Annotated in this window: 25 protein-coding genes; 15 read left to right on the top strand and 10 right to left on the bottom strand. The window is 52.9% G+C overall.

What is annotated here, in order from left to right; translation table 11 throughout:
* Positions 1–2 precede the first annotated feature (2 nt).
* The 4 genes from murJ to rimJ all read right to left on the bottom strand — a co-directional run bounded on the left by murJ (position 3) and on the right by rimJ (position 3,832).
* Positions 3–1,541: a murein biosynthesis integral membrane protein MurJ gene (gene murJ, locus JK231_RS00580; protein WP_097119606.1), complete on the bottom strand. Its 1,539-nt coding sequence runs from the start codon at positions 1,539–1,541 to the stop codon at positions 3–5.
* A gap of 121 nt (positions 1,542–1,662) precedes the next feature.
* Entirely contained in the window at positions 1,663–2,583 is a 921-nt protein-coding gene (locus JK231_RS00575) for a Gfo/Idh/MocA family oxidoreductase (RefSeq protein WP_211727778.1), read from the bottom strand.
* A gap of 1 nt (position 2,584) precedes the next feature.
* The gene (locus tag JK231_RS00570) at positions 2,585–3,226 is read right to left on the bottom strand and encodes a DUF480 domain-containing protein (RefSeq protein ID WP_034820121.1); all 642 of its coding nucleotides are present in this window, start codon (positions 3,224–3,226) and stop codon (positions 2,585–2,587) included.
* 12 nt (positions 3,227–3,238) lie between these two features.
* Positions 3,239–3,832 carry a ribosomal protein S5-alanine N-acetyltransferase gene (gene rimJ, locus JK231_RS00565; protein ID WP_034820126.1) on the bottom strand — a complete coding sequence of 198 codons (594 nt, stop codon included), beginning with the start codon at positions 3,830–3,832 and terminating at the stop codon, positions 3,239–3,241.
* 244 nt (positions 3,833–4,076) lie between these two features.
* Between rimJ and mdtH the strand changes: the two genes are divergently transcribed.
* The 10 genes from mdtH (at position 4,077) to JK231_RS00515 (ending at position 11,811) form a co-directional block, all read left to right on the top strand.
* Entirely contained in the window at positions 4,077–5,279 is a 1,203-nt protein-coding gene (gene mdtH, locus JK231_RS00560; protein WP_034820128.1) for a multidrug efflux MFS transporter MdtH, read from the top strand.
* A 91-nt stretch (positions 5,280–5,370) separates the two neighbouring features.
* Positions 5,371–6,018, top strand: coding sequence for a glutaredoxin 2 (gene grxB, locus JK231_RS00555; protein ID WP_058959598.1), 648 nt, complete (start codon positions 5,371–5,373; stop codon positions 6,016–6,018).
* Between the two features lie 110 nt (positions 6,019–6,128).
* The gene (locus tag JK231_RS00550) at positions 6,129–6,692 is read left to right on the top strand and encodes a lipoprotein (protein WP_211727777.1); all 564 of its coding nucleotides are present in this window, start codon (positions 6,129–6,131) and stop codon (positions 6,690–6,692) included.
* A 135-nt stretch (positions 6,693–6,827) separates the two neighbouring features.
* Positions 6,828–7,874, top strand: coding sequence for a dihydroorotase (pyrC, locus tag JK231_RS00545; RefSeq protein ID WP_211727776.1), 1,047 nt, complete (start codon positions 6,828–6,830; stop codon positions 7,872–7,874).
* 68 nt (positions 7,875–7,942) lie between these two features.
* On the top strand, positions 7,943–8,188 hold the full coding sequence (dinI, locus tag JK231_RS00540; RefSeq protein WP_097119603.1) for a DNA damage-inducible protein I: 246 nt from the start codon (positions 7,943–7,945) through the stop codon (positions 8,186–8,188).
* A gap of 143 nt (positions 8,189–8,331) precedes the next feature.
* Positions 8,332–8,601: a hypothetical protein gene (locus JK231_RS00535; protein ID WP_034820140.1), complete on the top strand. Its 270-nt coding sequence runs from the start codon at positions 8,332–8,334 to the stop codon at positions 8,599–8,601.
* Positions 8,602–8,889: 288 nt separating this feature from the next.
* On the top strand, positions 8,890–9,144 hold the full coding sequence (gene bssS / locus JK231_RS00530) for a biofilm formation regulator BssS (protein ID WP_013508627.1): 255 nt from the start codon (positions 8,890–8,892) through the stop codon (positions 9,142–9,144).
* Positions 9,145–9,251: 107 nt separating this feature from the next.
* Positions 9,252–10,367: an N-methyl-L-tryptophan oxidase gene (gene solA, locus JK231_RS00525; RefSeq protein WP_160832485.1), complete on the top strand. Its 1,116-nt coding sequence runs from the start codon at positions 9,252–9,254 to the stop codon at positions 10,365–10,367.
* A 294-nt stretch (positions 10,368–10,661) separates the two neighbouring features.
* Positions 10,662–11,234 carry a cytochrome b gene (locus JK231_RS00520; RefSeq protein ID WP_097119601.1) on the top strand — a complete coding sequence of 191 codons (573 nt, stop codon included), beginning with the start codon at positions 10,662–10,664 and terminating at the stop codon, positions 11,232–11,234.
* Position 11,235: 1 nt separating this feature from the next.
* Positions 11,236–11,811 carry a YceI family protein gene (locus JK231_RS00515; protein WP_097119600.1) on the top strand — a complete coding sequence of 192 codons (576 nt, stop codon included), beginning with the start codon at positions 11,236–11,238 and terminating at the stop codon, positions 11,809–11,811.
* Between the two features lie 44 nt (positions 11,812–11,855).
* Here the strand turns inward: JK231_RS00515 and JK231_RS00510 are convergent, their stop codons facing one another.
* A complete protein-coding gene (locus JK231_RS00510) occupies positions 11,856–12,911 on the bottom strand; it encodes a rhodanese-related sulfurtransferase (protein WP_058959603.1) in 1,056 nt (351 codons plus the stop codon).
* Between the two features lie 268 nt (positions 12,912–13,179).
* Between JK231_RS00510 and JK231_RS00505 the strand changes: the two genes are divergently transcribed.
* The 3 genes from JK231_RS00505 to JK231_RS00495 all read left to right on the top strand — a co-directional run bounded on the left by JK231_RS00505 (position 13,180) and on the right by JK231_RS00495 (position 15,445).
* Positions 13,180–14,103: a Kdo(2)-lipid IV(A) acyltransferase gene (locus JK231_RS00505; protein WP_034820169.1), complete on the top strand. Its 924-nt coding sequence runs from the start codon at positions 13,180–13,182 to the stop codon at positions 14,101–14,103.
* A gap of 558 nt (positions 14,104–14,661) precedes the next feature.
* Entirely contained in the window at positions 14,662–14,928 is a 267-nt protein-coding gene (locus tag JK231_RS00500) for a hypothetical protein (RefSeq protein WP_034820172.1), read from the top strand.
* Positions 14,929–15,046: 118 nt separating this feature from the next.
* Complete coding sequence (locus JK231_RS00495; RefSeq protein WP_034820175.1) at positions 15,047–15,445, top strand: MysB family protein; 399 nt, start codon at positions 15,047–15,049, stop codon at positions 15,443–15,445.
* A gap of 3 nt (positions 15,446–15,448) precedes the next feature.
* Here JK231_RS00495 and JK231_RS00490 read toward each other — a convergent pair whose 3' ends face one another.
* The 3 genes from JK231_RS00490 to JK231_RS00480 form a co-directional block, all read right to left on the bottom strand.
* Positions 15,449–15,688: a YceK/YidQ family lipoprotein gene (locus JK231_RS00490; protein WP_211727775.1), complete on the bottom strand. Its 240-nt coding sequence runs from the start codon at positions 15,686–15,688 to the stop codon at positions 15,449–15,451.
* A gap of 138 nt (positions 15,689–15,826) precedes the next feature.
* On the bottom strand, positions 15,827–18,376 hold the full coding sequence (mdoH, locus tag JK231_RS00485) for a glucans biosynthesis glucosyltransferase MdoH (protein ID WP_211727774.1): 2,550 nt from the start codon (positions 18,374–18,376) through the stop codon (positions 15,827–15,829).
* Positions 18,369–19,904 carry a glucan biosynthesis protein G gene (locus JK231_RS00480; protein WP_202404433.1) on the bottom strand — a complete coding sequence of 512 codons (1,536 nt, stop codon included), beginning with the start codon at positions 19,902–19,904 and terminating at the stop codon, positions 18,369–18,371. The genes mdoH and JK231_RS00480 overlap by 8 nt, the downstream gene beginning before the upstream one ends.
* Positions 19,905–20,183: 279 nt before the next feature.
* On the opposite strand from JK231_RS00480, the gene mdoC reads away from it, so the two are divergent.
* Positions 20,184–21,335, top strand: a complete 1,152-nt coding sequence (gene mdoC, locus JK231_RS00475; protein ID WP_211727773.1) for a glucans biosynthesis protein MdoC — start codon at positions 20,184–20,186, stop codon at positions 21,333–21,335.
* A 64-nt stretch (positions 21,336–21,399) separates the two neighbouring features.
* Here the strand turns inward: mdoC and JK231_RS00470 are convergent, their stop codons facing one another.
* The gene (locus tag JK231_RS00470; protein WP_211727772.1) at positions 21,400–22,857 is read right to left on the bottom strand and encodes a phospholipase D family protein; all 1,458 of its coding nucleotides are present in this window, start codon (positions 22,855–22,857) and stop codon (positions 21,400–21,402) included.
* Between the two features lie 155 nt (positions 22,858–23,012).
* On the opposite strand from JK231_RS00470, the gene JK231_RS00465 reads away from it, so the two are divergent.
* Complete coding sequence (locus tag JK231_RS00465) at positions 23,013–24,161, top strand: beta-glucosidase (RefSeq protein ID WP_211727771.1); 1,149 nt, start codon at positions 23,013–23,015, stop codon at positions 24,159–24,161.
* Here JK231_RS00465 and JK231_RS00460 read toward each other — a convergent pair.
* Positions 24,158–24,331 (bottom strand): hypothetical protein, encoded by a 174-nt coding sequence (locus JK231_RS00460; protein WP_166931874.1) that lies wholly within the window; start codon positions 24,329–24,331, stop codon positions 24,158–24,160. The two genes, JK231_RS00465 and JK231_RS00460, sit on opposite strands and share 4 nt — an antisense overlap.
* Positions 24,332–24,495: the final 164 nt, after the last annotated feature.

The raw sequence follows: 24,495 nt of genomic DNA, 5'->3' as shown, positions 1-24,495 counted from the left end.
TTTTATGCCAGCGTGCGGCGGGCAAAATCTCTCGGGCGGAAGCCCAACAGACCCAGCATGACAAAGTAAGCACCACCGCCAATAGCACAGACTGCAGCCAGACGCAGTAACCGCCACCACATCTGCCCTTCTTCCCAGGCCGGCATCACATGCAGAATGCCCAGCAGCGCTGCTGCCATGACCACAACCGCAATCATCAGACGCACCAGGAAGCTAAACCAACCCGGCTGCGGCTGGAAGATATCCTGTTTACGTAATTGCCAGTACAGCAGCGCGGCATTCAAACAAGCCGCTAATCCAATCGACAACGACAATCCGGCATGTTTGAGCGGGCCGATAAACGCCAGGTTCATCACCTGCGTCATGATCAGCGTCACAATCGCAATCTTCACCGGGGTCTTAATGTCCTGACGCGAATAGAATCCGGGCGCCAGCACTTTGACCACAATCAGCCCCATCAATCCTACCGAATACGCCACCAGCGCACGCTGCGTCATGGCGGCATCGAACGCGGTGAATTTACCGTACTGGAACAGCGCCACCGTCAGTGGGCCAGAGAGGATGCCGAGGGCAACAGCGCTCGGTAGGGCCAACAGGAAGCAGAGGCGCAGGCCCCAATCCATCAGACGCGAGTACTCATCATGATTGCCGCTGGCGAAACTCTTCGCTAACGATGGCAGCAAAATCGTGCCCAGTGCGACACCCAATACGCCCGACGGGAACTCCATCAAACGGTCAGCATAGTACATCCACGACACTGAACCCGAGACGAGGAATGAGGCGAAAATGGTGTTGATGATCAGGGATATTTGGCTCACCGATACGCCAAGAATCGCCGGTCCCATTTGGCGCATGACGCGCCATACGCCGGCGTCACGCAGGTTGAGGCGCGGCAACACCAGCATGCCGATTTTCTTCAAGTGCGGCAGTTGGTAGAACAGTTGCAACACCCCACCGACCACCACAGCCCATGCCAGCGCCATCACCGGTGGATGGAAATGCGGGGCAGCAAACACCGCAAAGCCAATCATGCTGATGTTTAATAACGTCGGCGCAAATGCCGGAACCGAGAAACGATTCCAGGTGTTGAGTATCGCACCGGCCAGCGACGCCAGGGAGATCAGCAGAATATAAGGAAAGGTAACGCGTAGTAGCGAACTGGTCAGCGCGAATTTATCGGCGGTATCAGCAAATCCGGGCGCAGTGACCATAATCACCCAGGGCGCGGCAATCATGCCGAGCACCGTCACCACCGCCAGCACCAGCGTCAGCAAACCGGAAACGTAGGCCACAAATACGCGTGTGGCCTCTTCGCCCTGCTTGCTTTTGTATTCGGCAAGAATGGGCACAAACGCCTGAGAAAAGGCGCCTTCCGCAAAGATACGGCGCAGCAGATTGGGCAGTTTAAAGGCCACGAAGAAGGCATCGGTGGCCATACCGGCACCGAAAACGCGAGCCACTATGGCATCACGGGCAAAGCCCAGCACGCGGGAAAAAAGGGTCATCGAACTGACCGCAGCCAGCGATTTCAACAAATTCATTTTGAGTGGCGCATCCTGAAAAGTGTCGGATAAATGAGCAACTTAGCGCGGACATCTGCTGATGTCCGGCGATAGTCTACTGCCACGGCGGGAAATGACCAGCATTGAGTGTTACAAGGGGTTATTCCTGTTCGGCATCGCGCCACAGTTTTTCCACCAGACGCTGCGCCGCCAGCGCCTGTTCACCGCTGGTTTCAGGCATCGTCTGATTTTGTACGCACTGGATAAAATGCTGTGCCGCACCGCTGAAACCACGCTGAGCAAGATGGCTTTGCCAGGAGGCTACCGGATCGGTGCGTAAGCCGCCGAGGTTCTCCTGCTGCCAGTCACGCATCTCATTAATTTCGATGTAGTCACCGTCGCAGATGGCGCTCACCACCTCGCGCTGCGTGCCCGCGCGACGATGCATGCTGGTGGTGATTTGCAGTGCCCCCGCCGAGAAGTGATGCTCGGCATACAGCATCGCCCCCTCCTCGTTAGTTTCAATAAAGCCCTGCTCACGCGTCAGTTTGCCCCCTGCCAGCCACAGCGCTGTATCCACCACGTGCAGGTAGTCATCCAACAAAGTGAAACGCAGATCCTGTGGACCCACGCTATCCGCACGATGCTTCTCAATACGCAGTGAAGCCGCTCGCGGCATTTCCGCTTTCAACTGTTGATAGCGTGGCGCAAAGCGACGATTAAACGCCACCATCAGTTTGCGTTTGCGCTTCTCCGCTAAAGCCACCAGCGCTTCCGCCTGCTGCAGGGTTTCGGCTAATGGTTTATCCACGCAAACATCTTTGCCCGCCAGCAGCAACGCCTGCACCACTTCAAAATGACTGGCGGTGCTGCTGTGCACAAAGACCGCATCACTGGCGGCTGCCAGCGCGTCCAGCTGACTGAAATATGGCATGCGGTAGCTGTCGCAAATCGGCTGGGCTTTAGCCTGATTCGGCGAAAACGCCCCTGCCAGCTGCCAGTCGGTGGCGTGCGACAACACGGGCAACCAGGCTTTTTGCGCGATGCCGCCTAATCCAACAATACCGATACGTAGCGTCATGTTATTGCTCCTTCTGCAACAGGTGCTCCAGCTGGGATTGCAGCTGAGCCACCTGTTGTTCCAACTGCGCAACCCGGCTGACCAAATCTTCACTGTCCATCTCATCCGTGCTCGCGGCGGGTGCTTCAGCCACATCGCCGCCGAACAGATGCATATAACGGCTTTCGCGTTTACCCGGCTCACGTGCCAGACGCACCACCATCGGGCCGTCATCACGGGTGATTAAGCCGTTCAACGTTTGCTCGACCTCATTCATATCGCTGAACTCATGCAAACGTCCACTGCGGGTACGCAGCTCACCCGGCGTCTGTGCGCCGCGTAAGAACAGTAGCGTCAGCACCGCCACTTCTGCGCTGTTAAGCTGCAAATTACCGAATGCAGAGTTACAGAATCGCTGTTCATACTTACTGACGCGTTGACCGAACCCGTTATTGGAGGTGGCAAGATGCTTTTTCACCAGCTCATCAAGCTGAGATTGCACCTCCATTTCACTCAGGTTCATCACCGGTTCACGGTTGGATTTTTGATTACAGGCGGTGACCACGCCGTTAAGGGAAAGCGGATATTGATCCGGAGTGGTGACCTGTTTCTCTAACAGGCAACCGATCACACGCAGCGCCTGCGCGGATAAAGCCATCTTCATGCGGTTTTCCTTTTATTGTCCACGCCGATCCGCGGTCCACTCCTGCCACGTCAGCGCGGTCAGCACGTGATCCTGCCAGCGTCCATCAATCAGCAGGTAATCTTTGGCATAACCCTCTTTCTCGAATCCGAGACGCGCCAGCAAATCACCGCTGCGCTGATTATGCGGCATATAGTTAGCCATAATGCGGTGAATGCGTTGCTGTCGTTGCATATAGCGAATCGCTGACTGCAACGCTTCAAACATCATGCCTTGCCCCTGCCACTTCTCGCCTAATGAATAACCGAGGTAACAGGCGTGAAATGAACCGCGCAGCACGTTGCTAAAATTGGCCACTCCGCGCACTTCATGCTCTTCCGGGTCCATCAGCACAAAATAGTAGGCAGAGCCCTGTTTATGCATATCCGCGATCAGTCCAAGGCGTGCCTGCCAGCCCGAGGGATAGCAGTGGCTCTCGTCGCGCACCGGCTCCCAGGGTTTAAGAAAGACGCGGTTCTCTGCATAATAATCTGCCAATCGCCAGGCATCGCGCTCGTGAACTAAACGGACCACCAAACGATCGGTAGTCAGGCGCACGCGGGGTCCAGCAGAACGATAGCCAAACATCATGACTCCTGAAATCCATAACTTTAAGAAAGATGTACGCCTGAGGCGATACTTCTCACTATAACCGTCCCTTTCACTACGGTAAAACCCTCAAGCCCCTGCCACGCAATTCATCCTTATCCAGGATTAATTTTTCTGCGGATTCGATGAAAAAATATCATCCTGGATACGCTGTCTTTCCCGTCAGCGCAGGCGGAAAATAGACCAACTGGTCACTTTTCTCTTCTCTTGCTCAGGATTAAGCATGTCTCGGGTAGCGCGGGCACGACGCCTCGGTAAAACATTCCTCTTAGTCGATAACATGTTGGTAGTGTTAGGCTTTTTCGTGGTATTTCCACTGATTTCTATCCATTTCGTTGAGCAACTGGGCTGGGCGGCGTTAATGGTGGGTATCGCGCTGGGTTTGCGTCAATTTGTACAGCAGGGGCTAGGCATTTTCGGCGGCGCGATTGCGGACCGTTTTGGCGCCCGTCCGCTGATTGTGACGGGCATGCTGATGCGCGCAGCCGGATTTGCCTGCATGGCGCTGGCGCATCAACCCTGGATGCTGTGGCTGGCCTGTTTGCTTTCCGGCCTCGGTGGCACCTTGTTTGACCCGCCCCGCAGCGCCATGGTGGTAAAACTGGTGCGCGCTCGTGAACGCGGTCGCTTCTTCTCGCTGCTGATGATGCAGGACAGCGCGGGAGCGGTGCTAGGGGCGCTGATTGGCAGTTGGTTGCTGGCGTGGGATTTCCGCCTGGTGTGCTGGGTGGGTGCAGCGGTGTTTGTCGCTGCGGCGATATTTAACGCCGTGTGGCTACCGGCGTGGCGCATCTCAACGGAACGCATTGCGATGCGCGAAGGTATGCAGCGTGTCTGGCAGGATAAACGTTTTCGCCTCTATGTGCTGACGTTGACCGGCTACTACATTCTGGCCGTGCAGGTCATGCTGATGCTGCCGGTGATGGTGAATCAGGTGGCTGGTGCGCCCGCCGCCGTGAAATGGATGTACGCCATCGAAGCCATGCTGTCGCTCAGCCTGCTCTATCCGCTGGCCCGCTGGAGCGAAAAACGCTTCCGCCTGGAAACCCGGCTTATGGCGGGTTTATTCCTGATGACCTTTAGCCTGCTGCCTGTCGGCATGACCCAATCTCTCCCTTCGCTGTTTTTGTTAATCGGCGTGTTCTACCTGGGGTCCATCATCGCCGAACCGGCACGCGAGACGCTCAGCGCATCGTTGGCCAGTTCACGCGCGCGGGGCAGTTACATGGGATTCAGTCGTTTAGGTCTGGCTATCGGCGGTCTGATTGGCTACTCCGGTGGTGGGTGGATGTTCGACATGGGCCAGCAATTGGCTCTGCCTGAACTGCCCTGGATGTTGCTGAGCAGCGTTGGCATCATCACTCTGCTGGCATTGTGGTGGCAGTTCCAGCCGCGCCCGGTGGCACCGATCATCTTCAGCAGCTAGTTTGCCCCTTCGGAGGATCTCTTCCATACTTCCCGCACGTCCGGAAAAAGGGTGACCTTTGTCACCCTTAGATTTACACAGGAGAAACGGGATGAAACTCTACATCTACGATCACTGCCCTTTCTGCGTGAAAGCACGCATGATTTTTGGCTTAAAGAACCTGCCGGTTGAATTGATCGTTATGCTCAATGACGATGAGCAGATGCCAAAAAAACTCATCGGGCAGAAGATGGCGCCCATTCTGCAAAAAGCCGATGGCAGTGCGATGCCAGAGAGTATGGACATTGTCCGATTGGTGGATAAGCAGGATCGCGAGCCGCTGCTTAATGGCAAAAACAACCCCGCCATCAGCGAATGGCTGCGCCGCGTTAACGGCTATATCAATAAGCTGCTGATTCCGCGCATCGCTGATGCCTCGTTTGCGGAATTTGCCACGCCGGAAGCGCGGAGTTACTTCCGTGAGAAAAAACAGGCCAGCGTCGGAGATTTCACTGAGCTGCGTAAACACGCGCCCGGGCTGATAAAAAACATCAGTGATGACCTGCGCCAACTCGATAAGCTCATCGTCAAACCCAATGCCGTGAATGGCGAACTGTCTGAAGACGATATCAATCTGTTTCCGCTCCTGCGTTCGCTCACCTTAGTGGCTGGCATCGAATGGCCGAGTCGCGTAGCGGATTACCGCGACAATATGGCGAAGCAAACCCAGATTAACCTGCTCTCTTCCATCGCGGCATAGCCCCGTCCGATGAGAAACGCTGCGGCGTTTCTCATCCCTCTCATGGTGACACCTGGCCCGGTTTCAGGCAGGCTATGGCTGTTTTGCCGTATCGTTCAGGATGAGGATCTATGAAAAAGGCGATGTCTGGGCTATTAGCCCTGTTTTTAGCCGTGCTGTTGAGCGGCTGTAATCAATTGACGCAATACACCATTAGCGAACAGGAAGTGAATCAAGCGCTGCAGAAGCGCAATAACTTCGAAAAAGACATCGGCGTATCCGGGCTGGTCAATGCACACATCGTGCTCAGCGATCTCACCAGTCAGATTGGTCGTGAAGAACCCGGTAAGATTACCCTCTCCGGCAAAGCAAACATCAATGTCAGCTCGCTGTTTGGTCCACAGCAGGCTGAGATGCAGCTGAAGATGAAAGCGCAGCCGATTTTCAATGCGCAGGAAGGCGCAATTTATCTGCATGATATTGAAATTGTCGACGCGCAAGTACAACCAGAAAAGATGGCGTCCATCATGAAAACACTGACGCCTTATCTTAATGAGTCTCTCAAACGCTACTTCAATGAGAAGCCTGCCTATGTGCTAAGCGAAGACCGTAGTAAAGGGGAAGCACTGGCGAAGAAATTTGCCAAGGGTATTGAAGTGAAGCCGGGACAATTGGTGATTCCGTTTACGGATTAACCTCAACCACCGCACCTTCGGGTGCGGTTTTTGTTTCCGGCAATAAAATCCCGTGCAAACGGTTGCTCACACCCTTATGATTACTCCCCGGCCTAAACGTGCCCATTCGTTTTTTCTCAGCCGGAGCCTTTTTGAATGACAGCCCAACCCCAGCAAATCACGATTCGCCGCCCTGACGATTGGCATATCCATCTGCGCGATGGCGCGATGCTTAATGCAGTTCTGCCTTATACCAGTGCGGTCAATGGTCGTGCGATTGTCATGCCAAACCTGGTTCCACCGGTGACCAGCGTCGAGGCCGCCAATGCCTATCGCGAGCGCATTATGGCTGCGCTGCCCGCTGAACACGCTTTTACGCCACTGATGACCTGCTACCTCACCGATTCATTAGATGCGGATGAAATTGAGCGTGGCTTCCGCGACGGGACCTTCACGGCAGCAAAACTCTATCCCGCGCATGCCACCACTAACTCCAGCCACGGCGTCACCAATGTTGATTCCATCGCCAGCGTGCTGGATCGTATGCAGCAGATCGGTATGCCGATGCTGGTACACGGTGAAGTCACGGATTCGCACATCGATATATTTGACCGTGAAGCACGCTTTATCGAAACCGTGCTGGAACCGCTGCGTCAGCGCTTCCCAGCCCTGAAAGTGGTGATGGAACACATCACCACTAAAGAAGCGGCAGAATATCTGGCTGCGGGCAACGACCTGCTGGGTGCCACCATTACACCACAGCATTTGATGTTTAACCGTAACCACATGCTGGTGGGCGGTGTTCGCCCTCATCTCTATTGCCTGCCGATCCTGAAACGCAATATTCATCAGGAAGCGCTGCGCGCCCTGGTGGCGAGTGGCAATCGTCGCGTGTTCCTCGGCACGGACACGGCACCGCATCTGCGTCATCTGAAAGAAGCCAGCTGCGGCTGTGCCGGCGTGTTTAACGCACCGACCTCGCTGCCTGCCTATGCCACGGTATTCGAAGAGTTGAATGCGCTGGAACATTTTGAAGCGTTCTGTTCAGAAAACGGCCCGAACTTCTATGGCCTGCCACTGAATGAAGGCACGCTGACGCTGGTCCGCGAGTCATGGACAGTGCAGGACACCATCAATGTGACCGATGACACACTGGTGCCGTTCCTTGCAGGTGAGACGCTGAACTGGCGCATCAAAGAATAATAATGCATGGCTTGCCTTTGGGATAATTTTACTGTACAAATAACCAGTATATTATCCCGGAGGCTTTTATGCGTGTTGAAATTACCGTAGCGAAAACTCAGCCCCTTCCCGCAGGTGCACTGGATGCACTCAGTGCCGAACTCACCCGTCGTATTTCCCGTGATTTTCCCGAAGATAATCACCATGTCAAAGTCCGTTATGCGGGCGGCAATCAATTGAGCGTATTTGGTGGCTGTAAAGCGTCACGCGAACGCATTAGCGATATTTTACAAGAAACGTGGGAAAGCGCAGACGACTGGTTTATTACTGATTAACTGCCACTGTGCCGTTTTTGCCGGGTTTCGCCACCCGGTTTTTTTGTTTTAATTTCCCTCTCGCCAGATAAAGTCGCTGCATCTAGACTCATGTTTAACGATACCCTATCCTTGCCTCGTCATGCTTACGGGAGGTGTTTTACATGACTACTGAAAAACCAGAAGAGGCGATGACCTTCGGTGAATTGCTGGCATTAATTGCTGAACAGCAGCGACGTTTAACGGTGCTGGAAAATGCCTTTGCCAGTTTGACGTTCTGCCTCGACGATCGCGCCAGTCAGTTACTGGTGCATAATCTGTCGCTCGAAGCGCAAAATCAGAACCACGACGCACAGTTACAGCAGCACTTTACTCGGTTGGCTGAAGAGATTCAGCGGCGTAATGGCCAGCTGCCTCCAGAAGCGCAGGCCTGAAACTGGCCTTTTTTTACTTGTCGCTGCAGCGTAAAGTTTTCCCCTAACGCCGCCGATAACTAAGGTGTAGCCACTGTCACGATTATCGAATAAAGGCCCGAAGCAGCGGGCACTTTATTATTCGACAAAAGTCGCATTCTGAACGCATTTATTATCGTTCTCTTTTTAATCGCCACACGTTTTAACTATTGTACCGCCTGTTTCATGTTATAATTGTTCCGCTAGTGCAAGAAAAGCCGCATTGAACCTCAAGAAGCACTTCGTTTAACGAGTAATAAGGAGGTTATAATGGACAGAAATAAAGACGTCATTCAGACTCATCCGCTGGTTGGATGGGACATCAGTACCGTAGACAGTTATGACGCCATGATGATCCGCCTGCACTCGCTATCATCGCAGGATCAGAAAGAAGAAGAAGCTGACGTGGGACCCACCTACTGGCTGACTACCGACGTAGCCAGACAGTTCATCTCGATACTCGAAGCTGGCATTGCAAAGATTGAGTCCACAGAGCAATACCTACGCGATAATCAAAAGCACTAATTTCTTACTTCGCGTGAAAGGGCACCCAATAGGGTGCCTTTTTCATGGACACGATTTTTTTGCTATGCTGTTGAAAAATTTCGTCGTTTGGCAGGAGTGATGTGGTTATGGTTTATGATCTGATTGTGGTGGGCAGCGGATCGGTGGGAGCCGCCGCCGGTTTTTACGCAACCCAGGCAGGCTTATCGGTATTGATGATTGATAGTGCCCATCCTCCGCACAGCCAGGGCACACACCACGGTGAAACACGCCTGATCCGCCATGCCTATGGCGAAGGTGAACGCTATGTCCCGCTGGTGCTGCGCGCACAAACCTTGTGGGATGAGCTGGAACGTCAGAGCGGTGAACGCATTATGCATCGAAGCGGCATCCTCAATCTGGCCCCCCTCACTTCCTCATTTATCCAAAATGTCATCGACAGCGCCAAAACCTATCAACTGGAAGTAAAAATCCTGCAGGCAGACGAAGTGCGCAAGCGCTGGCCGCAGATCTCTGTGCCCGACGGCTACGTTGGGGTATTCGAACCTCACTCCGGCTTCCTGAAATGTGAGCAGGCGGTTCGTAGCTGGATACAGCTGGCTGAACAGGCGGGCTGCGCACAACTGTTTAATTGCCCGGTGAGTGAGATCGCACGCGATGGTGACTTGCAGCAAGTCACTACCCGCGACGGCGTGTTTCGCGCGCGTAAATTATTGGTCAGTGCCGGAACCTGGGTGAGTGAGCTGGTAAAAGATTTGCCAGTACAACCGGTGCGTAAAGTCTTTGCCTGGTATCAGGCAGATGGACGTTATAGCGAGAACAACCAATTTCCTGGCTTCACGGTGGAGATGCCTGATGGCAGTCACTTTTATGGCTTCCCTGCCGACAACAATGCATTAAAAGTGGGACGTCACGATGGCGGGCAGCTGATGCAGAAACCCGAAGATCGTAAACCTTTCGGCAGTATCGCTGCAGACGGCAGTGAAGCCTTCAGTTTCCTGCGTCAGTTCTTACCGGGGGTTGGCGTTTGCTTACACGGTGAGGCCTGCAGTTATGACAACACACCTGACGAAGACTTTATTGTAGATACCCTTCCAGGCGAGCCAAATCGATTAATTATTACCGGCTTGAGTGGACACGGATTTAAATTTGCCAGCGTATTAGGTGAACTTGCCAGTGAATTTGCCCAGGATAAGCCCTTATCCTTTGACCTGAAGCCGTTTTCACTTTCGCGCTTTGCTTAACGTTGTCTCGCTGGCGCCTCAGGCGCCAGCCTTATATTGACGCAAGCTTACATTAATAGTTCTTTCCTGACATTTAAGCGTTAAGATTGCCGCATTAGGTGTAGCAATATTCAATTCAATTTTATTTCCCCGCCACCTATACAACCATCTTCAATATTTCTGACGCAGACATCGATATAAACGCACAATTTCCGAATGTCTTTTTAAATTTTATAGAAAGGTAAGCTTAATTGCTTTCATATTTCAAAGTATGGATGCTTATTACCACCTATTTCCAGATATGGATTCACTTTTATGTGGCGTAACTCCAGACAACATTTCGGGCTAATGACCATTATGTTGCATTGGCTAATGGCGCTGGTCATTTACGGCATGTTTGCGCTGGGTCTGTGGATGGTCGGATTGGGATATTACGATGGCTGGTATCACAGCGCCCCGGAAATCCACAAAGGCATTGGCATGCTCCTATTTGCCACATTACTGCTGCGCCTTGGCTGGCGTGTTATTTCTCCCCCACCCGCACTCTTACCACACTATTCTCCCTTAATTCGCCGCTCCGCCAGCCTGGCTCACGGGCTGTTGTATGGCTTGTTGTTGCTGCTACTGGTAAGCGGCTACCTGATATCGACCGCCGATGGCAAAGCTATCTCGGTGTTCGGATGGTTCGAAGTGCCCGCCCTGTTAAGTGGAGCAGGTGAACAGGCTGATTTGGCTGGCGATCTGCATTTGTGGCTGGCCTGGGGATTAGTGCTGTTTTCCGCGCTGCATGGGCTGGCGGCATTAAAACACCATTTTATTGATCGAGACGTCACATTGAAAAGGATGCTGGGTTACCGCATCCCGTTAACCTCTGAAAAGGAGAAGTAAAATGCTCAAGAAGACGCTACTGACACTGAGTGCCGCTAGCCTGTTAGGCACCAGTTTGCTGGCCAGCGCAGCAGACTATAAATTTGATAAAGAAGGCCAGCACGCCTTTGTTCAGTTCCGCATTCAGCACCTGGGTTACAGCTGGCTATACGGGACGTTCAAAGATTTTGACGGCACTTTTACTTTTGACGAAGCCAACCCAGCGGCCGATAAGGTTAACGTGACCCTGAACACCGCCAGCCTCGATACTAACCATGCCGAACGTGACAAGCATATTCGCAGCGCGGATTTCCTTAACACCGCCAAATTCCCACAAGCCACCTTTGCCTCAACCGCAGTGAAAAAAGAGGGCAAAGAGTACAAGATCACGGGTGACCTGACGCTCAACGGCGTGACAAAGCCGATCACGCTGGACGCCCGACTGCTGGGCGAAGGCAAGGATCCCTGGGGCGGCTATCGTGCCGGATTTGAAGCTAACGGTGAGATCGTGCTGAAGGATTTTAATATCACTAAAGATCTTGGACCGGCATCGCAGAAAGCTGAGCTGATTATCTCAGTGGAAGGCGTGCGGCAGTAAGGCAGAACCAGCCTGAGGTCATGCGGCCTCAGGCTGGATGCAGTTTACTTCTTCTCTGGCGCGGGGATCGCCATCGTCATGTTGAGTAAACCGCGTGACTTATTGAACACCTTATTACCGTTTTCACGGCCTGCGCGGCGTGAACGCTGCTCTTCCGGTGTTAATGTCGCCTCTTCCATGCACAGCGGGCTGCAGCAGTTGTGGTATTTCTCCGCACAGCTCGGGCACTGAATGAACAGCAGATGGCATCCGTCATTGACGCAGTTAGTGTGACTATCGCACGGCACGCCGCACTGGTGGCAACTCGAGAGAATATCGTCAGAAATACGTTCGCCCATACGTTCATCAAACACAAAGTTTTTACCTTTGAAACGGACAGGCAAACCTTGCTCACGCGCACGGCGGGTATATTCAATGATGCCGCCTTCAATGTGGTAAACATCATTGAAGCCTTTGTGTTTCATCCACGCACTGGCTTTTTCGCAGCGGATCCCGCCGGTGCAGTACATGACAATCTTTTTGTCTTTATGCTCCTGCAGCATATCCACGGCCATCGGCAGCTGATCGCGGAAGGTGTCGGCCGGGACTTCCATCGCCTGATCGAAATGGCCCACTTCGAATTCGTAGTGATTACGCATGTCGACAAACACCGCATCGGGATCATCCAGCATCGCATTGACGTCTGCGGCTTTTAAATAGGCACCGACATCGCTGGCATCAAAGCTTTCATCTTCAATGCCATCGGCCACAATGCGCTCACGAACTTTCAGGCGCAGTACCCAGAAAGATTTGCCATCATCGTCCAGCGCAATGTTCATTCGCAGGTTATTTAACGCCGGGTCAAACGCATACAGTGCAGTTTTCATGGCTTCGTACTGGCTGGCAGGAACGCTGATTTGCGCGTTGATCCCCTCTTTTGCCACGTAGACGCGTCCAAAGACCTTGAGCTTTGTTAGCGCAATGTACAGGGCATCACGGAAGACTTTCGGGTCGGCAATCTGGAAGTACTTGTAAAAAGAGACTGTGGTACGCGGCTCGTTTTCAGCCAGCATACGTTCTTTCAGCTCTTTATTGGAAACAAGGTTATGTAACACTGGCATGGTGTTCGATCCTGTTAGCAATCAGAGAAATTTAGCGCGCACATGATACCTGAATTCCGCTCGATGCAAAGCCCCTGGTCAGATAATCCTGAATGGCGTGATTACCGACGCAATTCTCCGCCGCAGTGGTAGATTAATGCGCAATCTGACTGCCTTACACCCGCCTGCAGGCTATGCTTGATTTCAGTCAGCACGAAAAAATGGCATAATCACGACAAATAACAGAAACCGGACTCTCTGGCACAAGACGCAGGATACTGACATTTCCATGACTCAACTTCCCCAATTTTCCCGTGAACTTCTTCACCCGCGTTACTGGCTGACCTGGATAGGTATCGGCTTTCTTTATCTGCTGGTGTTACTTCCTTACCCGGTGCTGCATACGATTGGCTGTGGCCTGGGCCGCATTGCCATGCGCTTCTTAAAACGTCGTGTGGAAGTCGCGCAACGTAACCTGGAACTCTGTTTTCCGGATATGCCTACCAGCGAACGTGAAGCCATGGTGAAGCACAACTTTGAATCGGTTGGCATGGGGCTGATTGAAACCGGTATGGCGTGGTTCTGGCCTGACTGGCGTATTCAAAAATGGGTGGCCACTTCCGGGCTCGAACATGTCAGCCATGCGCTTGCGGAAAAACGCGGCATTTTATTGATTGGCATGCATTTCCTGACTCTGGAGCTGGGTGCTCGCGTGTTTGGCATGCACAATCCAGGCATTGGCGTTTACCGGCCGAATGACAATAAGCTCATCGACTGGCTGCAAACCTGGGGACGCATGCGCTCAAATAAGAGCATGCTGGATCGCAAAGATCTCAAAGGCATGATTCGCGCCATGAAGAACAACGACATCATCTGGTACGCGCCTGATCATGATTATGGCCCGCGCAGTAGCGTGTTTGCCCCGTTCTTTGCCGTGCAGGATGCGGCAACCACCACGGGCACGCATATGTTGATTCGATTGGGCAATCCCAGCGTGATCCCGTTTCTCGCCCGCCGCCTGCCCAACGGACGCGGTTATGAGCTTAAAATGATGCCTGACATTCGCCATAAGTTCTCGCTCGAGAATGAACTCGATACCGCTATCGTGATGAATAAAGTGGTTGAAGAAACCGTTCTGTTGGCACCAGAGCAGTACATGTGGTTGCACCGCCGTTTTAAAACCCGCCCTGAAGGTCAACCATCGCTGTATTAATGTGATGTGGAGCACAGTCTGTGCTCCACGCTTTCCTGAAGAAATTTGCGTTATTTCACGACGATAGTCTGTCAATTTTAGTCAAACCGGACCAGTCTGAATTCAGGCTGATGGCATTGTTCGGTCCAGCTTTAACTTAATCCATGGAGCAGAATAACCTGTAGAAATGCAGAATATTCATCTTTGTTAACGAAATGTAAACACTAAAATGCGCATCTCTTTGAATTCTCATCCAGCAGCATCAAAAAGCTTCATCAATTGAAACAGGTGGTCACGGATCTAATTTTCACGCATTCCAGGCCTATTCCTATTTAATATTGCTGAATGCTTTTGCTCCGCTTATCAATCCAGTAAAATTAACTTACATAACAAGGTATTGTCTTAGTCCACCCCCTTTATATTCTGTTTCTACAAAAGAAGAGCTATGCTTATTCCTTTCTGGAATTTGTTAGCGAAATCGATTCCAGTTAATTTCAACCGTGACAGTTAGCCAAATAACTGCCCTTCTAAAAATATAAAAAGATTACACACAGCAAATATATCGCAGGAACCTATAATATGAATAAAGGCATCTATTACTACGTGACAATCAGTACCGATCAAGAGGGCTACCACCTCTTGCATCGGAAAGAGTGTAAACGTCTACCCGTTAAGGAGGATATGGTTTTTATCGGTACGCTCTATAATTTAAATCAGGCTTTATCAACCGCTCGTATTAATTTTAAAAAGGTGAAACCCTGTATTAAATGCTGCATTCGTTACTCTGCTCCTATTATTCGCGAGTCAGTACGTCCTGTACTGCATTTCCCGCAAAAGATGATCTAAACGGTTTGGGCGGTTGAATTGCATTCATCCGCCCGCCGTTATTCTATGCCTGCCCTGCACACTTCCATTTTTCGTCTATTCTTCTGTGAAATCCCTTTCAACAGACATGGAGTTCATTATGAGCTTGTACAGCACGCTTGAAGAAGCTATCGACGCCGCACGCGAGGAGTTTCTCGCCAGCCAGACGGATGTGCACGAGGACGATGCCAGCGTGAGCCAGTTCTCGCTACAAAAGTACGTGATGCAGGATGGTGACATCATGTGGCAGGCAGAGTTCTTTGACGGTGAAGATGAGCAAGGTGAATGCCTGCCGATCTGCAGCGGCGAAGCAGCCCAGGCGATATTTGACGGCGATTTCGACGAGGTGGAACTGCGTCAGGAGTGGCAGTCGGAAAACACCCTGCACGAGTGGGATGAAGGGGAATTCCAGCTGGAGCCACCACGCGATCTCGAAGAGGGTGAAGCTGCGGCAGAGGAATGGGAAGATGACGATAGCCCATCGGATAAATGGGCGTAAGCGTTACTCGTAAGGGCCGTGGCTGGCATCGACGGGCAGTAACAGCGTATCCATCACCAGCGAGAGTGGCAGATCAAGGATGGTCAGCACGCGCCATGGCCCGTCACGCACATCCCATTGCACACCGGGATAATACTGGCTGCCATGTCCCTGTCCCGGGACGGTTCGGCTGATAATACTGCCGCAGCCGCTCAAGACGAGTGTGGTGGCACACAATAGGGTTAATTTAAGGAAATAATTCACAACATTTACTCACAATGAACTGGCGTTAGTTTAACCGGGTCACGGGTGGAATAACTACACCTGTGCGCGTAAAGATTGTGTTAGTCAAAATGTTGGCAAAAAAAAAGCGGCATCGCTGCCGCTTTTAGGTTTTCGAGGTTAGCGCTGTGGAAGCGCCTCAGGATTGAGTGTCAATTTCTGATAACTCTCCACCCATTGATGATATTTCTCTGCACTTTCCCACAGGCGTGAGTGCACGCGCGCCAGCACTACCGGGTCACTGATGAGCTGCAAACGCTGCTCGCGGTTCAGTTTCTCAGGCGCATCGCTCAGTGCCTGATCGACACGGCGGTCGCGTGCATGATCCAGCAACGCACTCTGTTTGTGACGCGACGTGGCCATTGCGGTTGCCAGTGCATTGAATGCCGGGTTGAACAAGGCATGCATAAAGCCATTCTTCAACGCCCGCTCGCGGTTCAACTGCAGGTAGTGATCGGTATCAACCAGCTCTTTCGGTGGTTCATACTCTTCCGGGATCAGGAACAGCTTCGCATTCTTACTCTTCTGTCCCACCGTTGCACGGCTCGACATCACCGACACAAACGGCGACAGAATCAGTGAGAACACAATCGGCGCCAGCCACCATAAGAAGTTCAGATCGAGCACACCCATACCGGTCGCCCAAACGATACCTAACAGCATCTGAGAACCATGACGACGGAAAGCTTCGCCCCATGGTGTAGCATCGTCATCACGCTGCGGTGAGTTCCACACCACTTCCCAGCCGAGGAACGCGCTGACCACGAATACCGTGTGGAAAAGCATACGCACCGGTGCCAGCAACACCGAGAACAGCATTTCCAGAATCAGCGAGCAGAACAGACGAATGGCACCACCATAAGGTTTGGCACCTTTGAACCAGATCAACACCACACTGAGCAGCTTCGGCAGGAACAGCAGTACCAACGTGGTAGAGAACAGCGCGATCGCCAGATCAGGACGCCACTGCGGCCACACCGGGAACAGCTGGCGGGGTTGCAGGAAGTAGGTCGGTTCCATCAGCGTATGTACCACCTGCAACGCGGTGGACAAGGCGAGGAACATAAACCACAACGGTGCTGACAGATAAGACATCACACCGGTCAGGAACACCGCACGGTGAACCGGGTGCATCCCCTTCACCAGGAACAGTCGGAAATTCATCAGGTTACCGTGGCACCAGCGACGGTCACGCTTCAGTTCATCCAGCAGGTTCGGCGGCAGTTCCTCGTAAGAGCCCGGCAGATCATAGGCGATCCACACCCCCCAACCGGCACGGCGCATCAGCGCGGCTTCAACGAAGTCATGTGACAGAATTGAACCGGCAAAAGAACCTTCACCAGGCAGCGGTGCTAACGCACAGTGCTCGATGAACGGCTGAACACGGATGATGGCGTTATGGCCCCAGTAGTGCGATTCACCCAACTGCCAGAAGTGCAGACCGGCGGTAAACAGCGGGCCATAGACGCGGGTCGCGAACTGCTGACAACGCGCATACAGCGTGTCCATGCCTGACGCTTTTGGCGACGACTGGATAATACCGGCGTTCGGATTGGCTTCCATCATGCGCACCAGTCCGGTGAGACACTCACCGCTCATCACGCTGTCAGCATCCAGCACCACCATGTAGCTGTAATTGCTGCCCCAGCGACGGCAGAAGTCATCGATGTTACCGCTTTTACGCTTCACACGACGACGGCGACGGCGATAGAAAATCTTGCCTGCGCCTCCGACATCACGCACCAGCTCCATCCAGGCTTTCTGCTCAGCGATGGCGATATCGGCATCGTAGCTGTCGCTCAGGATATAGACATCAAAGTGCTCGGCATTACCTGTGCGCTGCACCGATTCCCAGGTGGCACGCAGACCGGCGAATACGCGTTCAACGTCTTCGTTACAGATCGGCATGATCAGCGCAGTACGATGCTCCGGATTGAGCGGCTCATCACCCGTGGTCGAATACGAAATGCTGTATTTGTCGCGACCCATCATCAACTGCAGGAAGCCCATCAACGCGGTCCAGAAACCAGCGGACACCCAGCAGAACAGAATGGCAAACAGGAACAATATCCCGGTTTGCAAAATGTAAGGCAGGATCAGCTCTACCGACTGCAGCCAGTTCTGGTTAAACAACTCGATAGGATCGAGCAGCGTCCAGCCCTGATATGGCAGAATGGTTTTCATGTACCAGGTCGCCACTACCGTCTGTAAAATCGTAAGAATCAGCAGGACATAACGGCGCATAGAACCGACATGACGCCACTTATCTTCGGTCTTTTGCTCTTCCGCTGTGGCATAACGCGGCGTGGATTTTTTCCCACGCACAGAATCCCATGCACGCGCGATCGGGTTGGTGCGCCAGATCTCAGGGAACATCAGCGAGCGCTTCACTTTAGGCATCGCCTTCAGCGTGGTGCGGTCGAGATAATCCTTACTGAGTTGTTGACCCTCGGCCAGTGAATCCGGCCAGGCCATCTGTACGCGTGATGACACCGATTTTAGCGGCGCATCATCCGGGCGATCGCTGGCGGCAACATCTTGCCCCAGCGCCGTATGAATAGCGTGGAACGCCTGGGCATTCTGTAACGAATCACTCAGACGAGCGCGCCCCGCCGCATCAAGCGGCAGGGCCTCCACGTAAGATTGAGGTAAAAAAGTCGATTTATTCATTGGCAGGTAGCTGATAGCTCCAGGTTTCCGTCAATGTCTTGTCGCCGCTCACCAGCGCCGCACGCATTTCAGTCGGCTGCTTGTTATCTTTCACGCGCAGACGCAATACCAAACGCCAGCCTTTGGTCACCGGGTTGTAGCGCACACTCTGCTCAACCACCTCGGCGTTGTTGCCCACACTGACCTGAGGCGCGACCTGGGTATTGTCCGGTAATTTGCTCATCGCTTTACCGACGAAGTCGATGGTAAAGGCAATGGAGCCATCCGGCTGACGTACCAGGTTAGACTGCTTCACATCACCCGCAGAACGCAGCGTGTTTTTCACCCACGCCACATCATCCTGATGCAGTTGGTTTTCATCACGCGTGAAGTGCAGACGATACTGGAAGTTCATCTCTTTGCCCGGCTCAGGCAATGACTCTGGCGTCCAGAAGGCCACGATGTTGTCGTTGGTTTCATCGGCCGTTGGGATTTCGACCAGTTCAACTCGGCCTTTACCCCAGTCGCCCTGTGGCTCAACCCAACCGCTTGGACGCAGGTCGTAGCGATCGTCGAGATCCTGATAATGGCTGAAATCACGGCCACGCTGCAGCAAACCGAACCCTTTAGGGTTTTCCACGGTGAACGTGCTCACCGCCAGATGTTTCGGGTTGTTCAGCGGACGCCAGATCCACTCGCCGTTGCCAGCATGAATCGACAATCCGTTAGAATCGTGCAATTCGTTACGGAAGTTGGTCACCGGTGAAGGCTGGTTAGCACCAAACAGGAACATGCTGGTGAGTGGCGCAACACCCAGCTTGCCGACGTTATCACGCAGGTAAACCTTAGACTGCACATCCACCGTCGACTCTTTGCCCGGCTTGATAATGAAGCGATAAGCACCGGACGCACGTGGTGAATCCAGCAGTGCATAGATCACCAGCTGCTTGTCCTGAGGTTTTGGACGTTCAATCCAGAACTCTTTAAAGCGCGGGAACTCTTCACCTGATGGCAGTGCAGTATCAATCGCTAAGCCGCGCGCTGAAAGACCATACACCTGACCTTCGCCAATCACGCGGAAATAGCTGGCGCCCAGGAAACTGGTGATTTCGTCGTCTTTACCCTTTTTGTTTAAAGGATACAGTACTTTGAATCCGGCAAACCCGAGGTTCTTGACGGAATCAGCATCGTGTTTCACGTTGCCGAAGTTGAAATAGTCAGGGTTATATTTGATTTCACGTACTGATGAGGCGGTGACTTCATTAATTTTCACCGGCGTATCAAAATACATGCCCTGATGGTAAAACTCGAGCTTAAACGGCGTGCGCAGTTTGCCCCAGTATGCTTTGTCGTGGTTAAACTGGATCTGCTGATAATCCGCAAATTTCATATCACGAAACTGAGAGGGTAAATTGCTCTTCGGCGCTTCGTAACCCTTCCCTGCCAGCGCCTTGGCTTGTTTTGCTACATCATCAATGTTGAACGCCCAGCTATTGTTGGCGTACAACGCCAGCAGAACTGCCGCGCCTACCCAGCGCATTTTTACCAGTCCCACTTTTTTATTCACTTTATTTAGCACATCCCCCCCTTTCGTGTGCTCAGATCAAACCCGTTTATCTTAAAGGATTATTCGGTTTTCCGACAGCTTATGCACAAGATTGTTCCGCTGATTTGTAAGCTGAAAGTGTGCTTTTCGGATAATTAAACCCTTCAGGTTAAGATACAGAATCACCTGATAGTATACGCTGTTTACAGGCGGTAGAATTTTCAGCCAGCATAATCCGGTTTCAGGGTGAAACCGGCAAGTAAACTGACAAATTGGAAGCTTATGAGTTCAGCAAAACCCGAACGCGAATATTTTCTCGACTCCATTCGAGCGTACTTAATGTTATTAGGCGTGCCCTTTCACGTCTCGTTGATTTACTCCACACAGCGCTGGGCCGTGAATAGCCACGATGCCTCAATGTGGTTAACCGTTTTGAATGACTTCATCCACGCCTTCCGCATGCAGGTGTTCTTTGTTATTTCTGGTTATTTTTCCTACATGCTTTACCTGCGCTATCAGCCACAACACTGGCTGAAGGTCCGCATGGAGCGTGTAGGTATCCCGCTGTTAACCGCCATTCCGCTCATTACCCTGCCGCAGTTTTTTATGCTAAAAAATCTGACCGACAAAGTGGGTCATTGGGATAGCTTTTCTTGGTATGACAAGTACAACACGCTGGCGTGGGAACTGATTTCTCACCTGTGGTTTTTACTGGTTTTAGTGATTCTGACGGCATTCGGCATGCTGACCTTCCGCTGGCTGAGCACTCAGCAGCGGAAGATTGATTATCAGCAGGTAGGCTGGGGGAAACTGACGCTGGCACTTCTGGCTTATGCATTGGTCTGGTGTCTGTTCCGCCGCGCGCTGTTTTATGCCGTACCGGCCGTGTTCGCCGACGGTCTGTTCAGCGTGGCCGTGATGCAAACCCTGACGTTCCTGCCGTTCTTTATGCTCGGTGCGCTGGCATGGAAACATCAGGCGCTGAAAGCCTTGTTTGTGCGCTTCAATCCGGTGATGTGCTTTGGCGCCATTGCGGTGTTTATCGCCTATAGCCTGAATCAACGCTACAGCAGCGGCGATGGCTGGCTGTATGAAATCGATGAGGTGATCTCAACCCTGATGGGACTTTGTATGCTGAATGTCTGCTTTAGCTTTGGCCACAAGCTGCTGAACAGCCACTCACCGCGCATCATGTATTTAGTGAATGCCTCACTGTTTATCTATCTGGTGCACCATCCGCTGACCATTTTGTATGGCATCTACGTCACCCCACACATTAGCAGCAACACGCTGGGCTTTTTTGTGGGCTTGCTGATGGTGTTTGGGATTGCTTTTACGCTGTACGAAATCCATCTGCGCATTCCGCTGTTGCGTTTCCTGTTCTCAGGTAAACCACAGCGCAATGAAGTTAAAACGCCCTCTGCTACACGGTAATCGGCATCAGCCCCCACAATGTGGGGGCGATTGTTGTCCGGTGCGCCAGCATGTCCTGCGGCATTTACAACAACCACTCCACCGGTAAGCGCCACACCAATCGCACCAACAGTCGTTGTACCCACGTACACTGCGGCTCATGCTTGTGCACCACCTCACCTGCTTCACCGGGATATTCAACCCAGTTCACCCGCCCCCAGTTGTCCAGACGCAGTGCCCAGGCACGATCGCGCATCCCGGCAATAAAGCGCTGATGGGTTTGCTGCGCCAGGGCTTCACTCTCAATCACCAGTCCCATTTCGGTATTCAGCACCGCAGAGCGGGGATCAAAATTAAACGAGCCGATAAACACCTTTCGGTTATCGACGGTGAAGGTTTTCGCATGCAAGCTTGAGCCGGAATTACCGGTTAACCCACGGTCATGTGGGGCTTCACTGGCATTCGCTTGTGGCTTCATCTCATACAGCGCAATTCCATGACGCAGCAGCTTTTTACGCCAGCGCGCATAACCTGCGTGCACCACGGACACATCATTGGCCGCCAGTGAATTGGTGAGTATGGCGATTTTGACACCCCGCCGCTTCAGTGCGACCAGATGAGCCACGCCGGCACGCGTGGGCACAAAATACGCCGAAATGATATCGAACTGCTGTTGCGGTGTGCCAATCACCTCCAGCATGCGTTGCGGCAACAGGCTGGAACGTTTCGCTTTGCCAAGTCCCTTGCGCGGATCATCACTCAGCAGACGCGATTCGGCCCACGTCATCTGCATTGATCCCTGTTCCATTTGGCTGACAAAAGAAGAGTGCTCCAGCCGCGCCAGATAACGCTGAACGGCTTCACTCTGCTGCCACTCTGCCGGTAAACGCACTGCCTGATGGGCATCGCCCGAGACATCTACCACCGCGCGCAAGGGGGAAACCGCTTTGCTCTGCCAGTAGCGCTCGAAATCGTGCGCGACTTGGTGTACCACCGGACCAATCGCCAGCACATCCAAATCGGTAAACAGCGGCTCATCGCCAGTCCCGAAATATTCGTCGCCGATATTGCGCCCACCGACCAGTGTCACGGCCCCATCCACCGTCAGGCTCTTGTTGTGCATGCGTCGATTAAGTCGGGCGAAATCAGTCAGATAACCGAGCGCGCGCAGGGTGCGAAAGGAAAAGGGATTGAATAAGCGCACCGCAATATTGGGATGACGATCGAGTTCGGCCAGCGTGTCATCCAGGCCCGGCGTATTATTGTCATCTAATAGCAAGCGAACTTTGACGCCCCGTTCGGCGGCATCCAGCAATGCGCTAAATAACAGACGGCCAGACATGTCGTTGTGCCAGATGTAGTACTGCACATCAATAGTGTGTTGCGCCATGCCCATCAGCAGGTAGCGCGCGGCAAAGGCGTCTAAACCATCGTTGAGGGGATGGATGCCACTCATCTCGGGATGCAGCGCACAACGTGCATCAACAATTTCTCGTAACCCTTCGCCCGCTGGCGGCTGCTGAACGGATGCTGCTTCACTCATACCGAATCCCTGAATTCACTGGATCTATTATTGTTAGTCTTACCGCATCGGATGGCCATCAGAGATATCTGCTACCGCTCGCTGACGCGTCTTTAGTTTACAGTCTAGACTTAGGCGTGCGTTCTGCATCCGACGTTTACCGTGAGGAGAGGATGATGACTCAGCAATCCCCGCGCCATCACCCGCAGCTTTTCCGCAGTTTCTTCCAGGGTAGCTTCCCCTGCTCCACCGCCTGCCGCAGCGGGGGCCGTCGTATGGATATGGTGATCAGTAGTGGTCACGATATGTTACTGGAGAAAGATTACGCTGCGTTGGCGCAGGAAGGATTACACACTGCCCGCGACGGTGCACGCTGGCATCTTATCGAAGCCACGCCTGGTGAATATGACTGGCGCAGCTTTTTACCGATGGTCCATGCCGCCGCACGTCACGATATGCAAATCATCTGGGAGCTGGCGCATTTTGGCTACCCGGAACATCTCGATATCTGGCGTAGCGCCTTTGTCGATCATTTTGAGCGTTTCGCACGTGCCATGGCGCAGTTGATGCGTGATGAAGGCGTTGAACACCCTTTTTTCACCCCAATCAACCAAATCTCCTTTTGGTCATGGGCCGGGGCAGATGTTTCCTGGCTTGATCCCTATGCCAGCGAGCGCGGCCGCGAGCTAAAACGTCAGCTGGTACGCGCCTCGCTGGCGGCGATGCATGCGGTTCGCGAGGTTTATCCTGATGCGCGCTTTGTACTCACCGATCCGCTAGTGCAAATCGCCGCCGACCCCGACAACCCCGACAGCAAACCCTACGCAGATGCACAGCATCAGGCCCAGTTTGAAGCCTGGGACTGGATTGCCGGGCGTGATGCGCCAGAGCTGGGCGGGCGTGAAGACTTCCTCGATATTCTCGGCCTGAATTACTATCCCGATAACCACTGGTTCTTTTCCGGCGACACCATCCCTGCTGAACACGCCACTTATCAACCGCTGCATCGCCTGTTGTTGCAATGCTGGCAGCGCTATCAACGTCCATTGCTGCTGGCAGAAACCGGTGCCGAAGGAGACGCGCGCGCGCCCTGGCTGCGGCATGTCATGGAACAGGCGCTGTTAGCGCTGGACGAAGGGGTGGCGCTGGAAGGCATTTCGCTCTATCCGGTAGTCGAATATCCGGCCTGGGCAGACGATCGACGTTCACCTGGCGCGCTGTTTGGCCTGGGCGATCCCAATGGCAATCGCACGCTACACGAAGCCCTGGCGTTAGAACTACGCAGTCAGCAAATTAAGTGGCACAACCGGGAAAAACTGAATTAAGAGTGTTGCGTCGGATGAACTTTTGGCGGACAGGTTTGTACATCAAGCGTGGGATCGGCGGGATGGCGCACATCGGTCAGCCATGTCATGGTGAACAGGAACACCACGCCAATTAAACAGGCGGAGAGCAGGCCAATTATGGCAATCAGTTTGTCATCTCGGGCTTCCATCGACATCTCCTTGCAGGCTTCCATGAACTGTTGCTGACCTTAGCTCATCCATAACGTCACCATCAGGACGAAGATTATAAGGGTAACAGAGGTCACTGCAAGTACCACAATAGCGAAGTGCGCATCATCCAGAGATTGTCGTAAAGGCTCGTCGTGATCGTCAG

The organism is Pantoea sp. JGM49, from assembly GCF_018257655.1.
Lineage (GTDB): Bacteria > Pseudomonadota > Gammaproteobacteria > Enterobacterales > Enterobacteriaceae > Pantoea > Pantoea communis.
The sequence above is the reverse complement of the archived record's forward strand: the minus strand, read 5'-3'. Positions and strand labels throughout refer to the sequence as shown.

Excerpts from the sequence above, each read along its gene's own strand:
- JK231_RS00510 (WP_058959603.1), bottom strand. The coding sequence starts at position 12,911 with ATGCCAGTGTTACATAACCTTGTTTCCAATAAAGAGCTGAAAGAACGT.
- JK231_RS00570 (WP_034820121.1), bottom strand. The coding sequence starts at position 3,226 with ATGAAGATGGCTTTATCCGCGCAGGCGCTGCGTGTGATCGGTTGCCTG.
- JK231_RS00515 (WP_097119600.1), top strand. The coding sequence starts at position 11,236 with ATGCTCAAGAAGACGCTACTGACACTGAGTGCCGCTAGCCTGTTAGGC.
- JK231_RS00495 (WP_034820175.1), top strand. The coding sequence starts at position 15,047 with ATGAGCTTGTACAGCACGCTTGAAGAAGCTATCGACGCCGCACGCGAG.
- grxB (WP_058959598.1), top strand. The coding sequence starts at position 5,371 with ATGAAACTCTACATCTACGATCACTGCCCTTTCTGCGTGAAAGCACGC.
- JK231_RS00575 (WP_211727778.1), bottom strand. The coding sequence starts at position 2,583 with ATGACGCTACGTATCGGTATTGTTGGATTAGGCGGCATCGCGCAAAAA.
- solA (WP_160832485.1), top strand. The coding sequence starts at position 9,252 with ATGGTTTATGATCTGATTGTGGTGGGCAGCGGATCGGTGGGAGCCGCC.
- mdoH (WP_211727774.1), bottom strand. The coding sequence starts at position 18,376 with ATGAATAAATCGACTTTTTTACCTCAATCTTACGTGGAGGCCCTGCCG.
- JK231_RS00470 (WP_211727772.1), bottom strand. The coding sequence starts at position 22,857 with ATGAGTGAAGCAGCATCCGTTCAGCAGCCGCCAGCGGGCGAAGGGTTA.
- JK231_RS00550 (WP_211727777.1), top strand. The coding sequence starts at position 6,129 with ATGAAAAAGGCGATGTCTGGGCTATTAGCCCTGTTTTTAGCCGTGCTG.
- bssS (WP_013508627.1), top strand. The coding sequence starts at position 8,890 with ATGGACAGAAATAAAGACGTCATTCAGACTCATCCGCTGGTTGGATGG.
- JK231_RS00465 (WP_211727771.1), top strand. The coding sequence starts at position 23,013 with ATGACTCAGCAATCCCCGCGCCATCACCCGCAGCTTTTCCGCAGTTTC.
- dinI (WP_097119603.1), top strand. The coding sequence starts at position 7,943 with ATGCGTGTTGAAATTACCGTAGCGAAAACTCAGCCCCTTCCCGCAGGT.
- mdoC (WP_211727773.1), top strand. The coding sequence starts at position 20,184 with ATGAGTTCAGCAAAACCCGAACGCGAATATTTTCTCGACTCCATTCGA.
- JK231_RS00535 (WP_034820140.1), top strand. The coding sequence starts at position 8,332 with ATGACTACTGAAAAACCAGAAGAGGCGATGACCTTCGGTGAATTGCTG.
- JK231_RS00505 (WP_034820169.1), top strand. The coding sequence starts at position 13,180 with ATGACTCAACTTCCCCAATTTTCCCGTGAACTTCTTCACCCGCGTTAC.
- pyrC (WP_211727776.1), top strand. The coding sequence starts at position 6,828 with ATGACAGCCCAACCCCAGCAAATCACGATTCGCCGCCCTGACGATTGG.
- mdtH (WP_034820128.1), top strand. The coding sequence starts at position 4,077 with ATGTCTCGGGTAGCGCGGGCACGACGCCTCGGTAAAACATTCCTCTTA.
- murJ (WP_097119606.1), bottom strand. The coding sequence starts at position 1,541 with ATGAATTTGTTGAAATCGCTGGCTGCGGTCAGTTCGATGACCCTTTTT.
- JK231_RS00520 (WP_097119601.1), top strand. The coding sequence starts at position 10,662 with ATGTGGCGTAACTCCAGACAACATTTCGGGCTAATGACCATTATGTTG.
- rimJ (WP_034820126.1), bottom strand. The coding sequence starts at position 3,832 with ATGTTTGGCTATCGTTCTGCTGGACCCCGCGTGCGCCTGACTACCGAT.
- JK231_RS00460 (WP_166931874.1), bottom strand. The coding sequence starts at position 24,331 with ATGGAAGCCCGAGATGACAAACTGATTGCCATAATTGGCCTGCTCTCC.
- JK231_RS00500 (WP_034820172.1), top strand. The coding sequence starts at position 14,662 with ATGAATAAAGGCATCTATTACTACGTGACAATCAGTACCGATCAAGAG.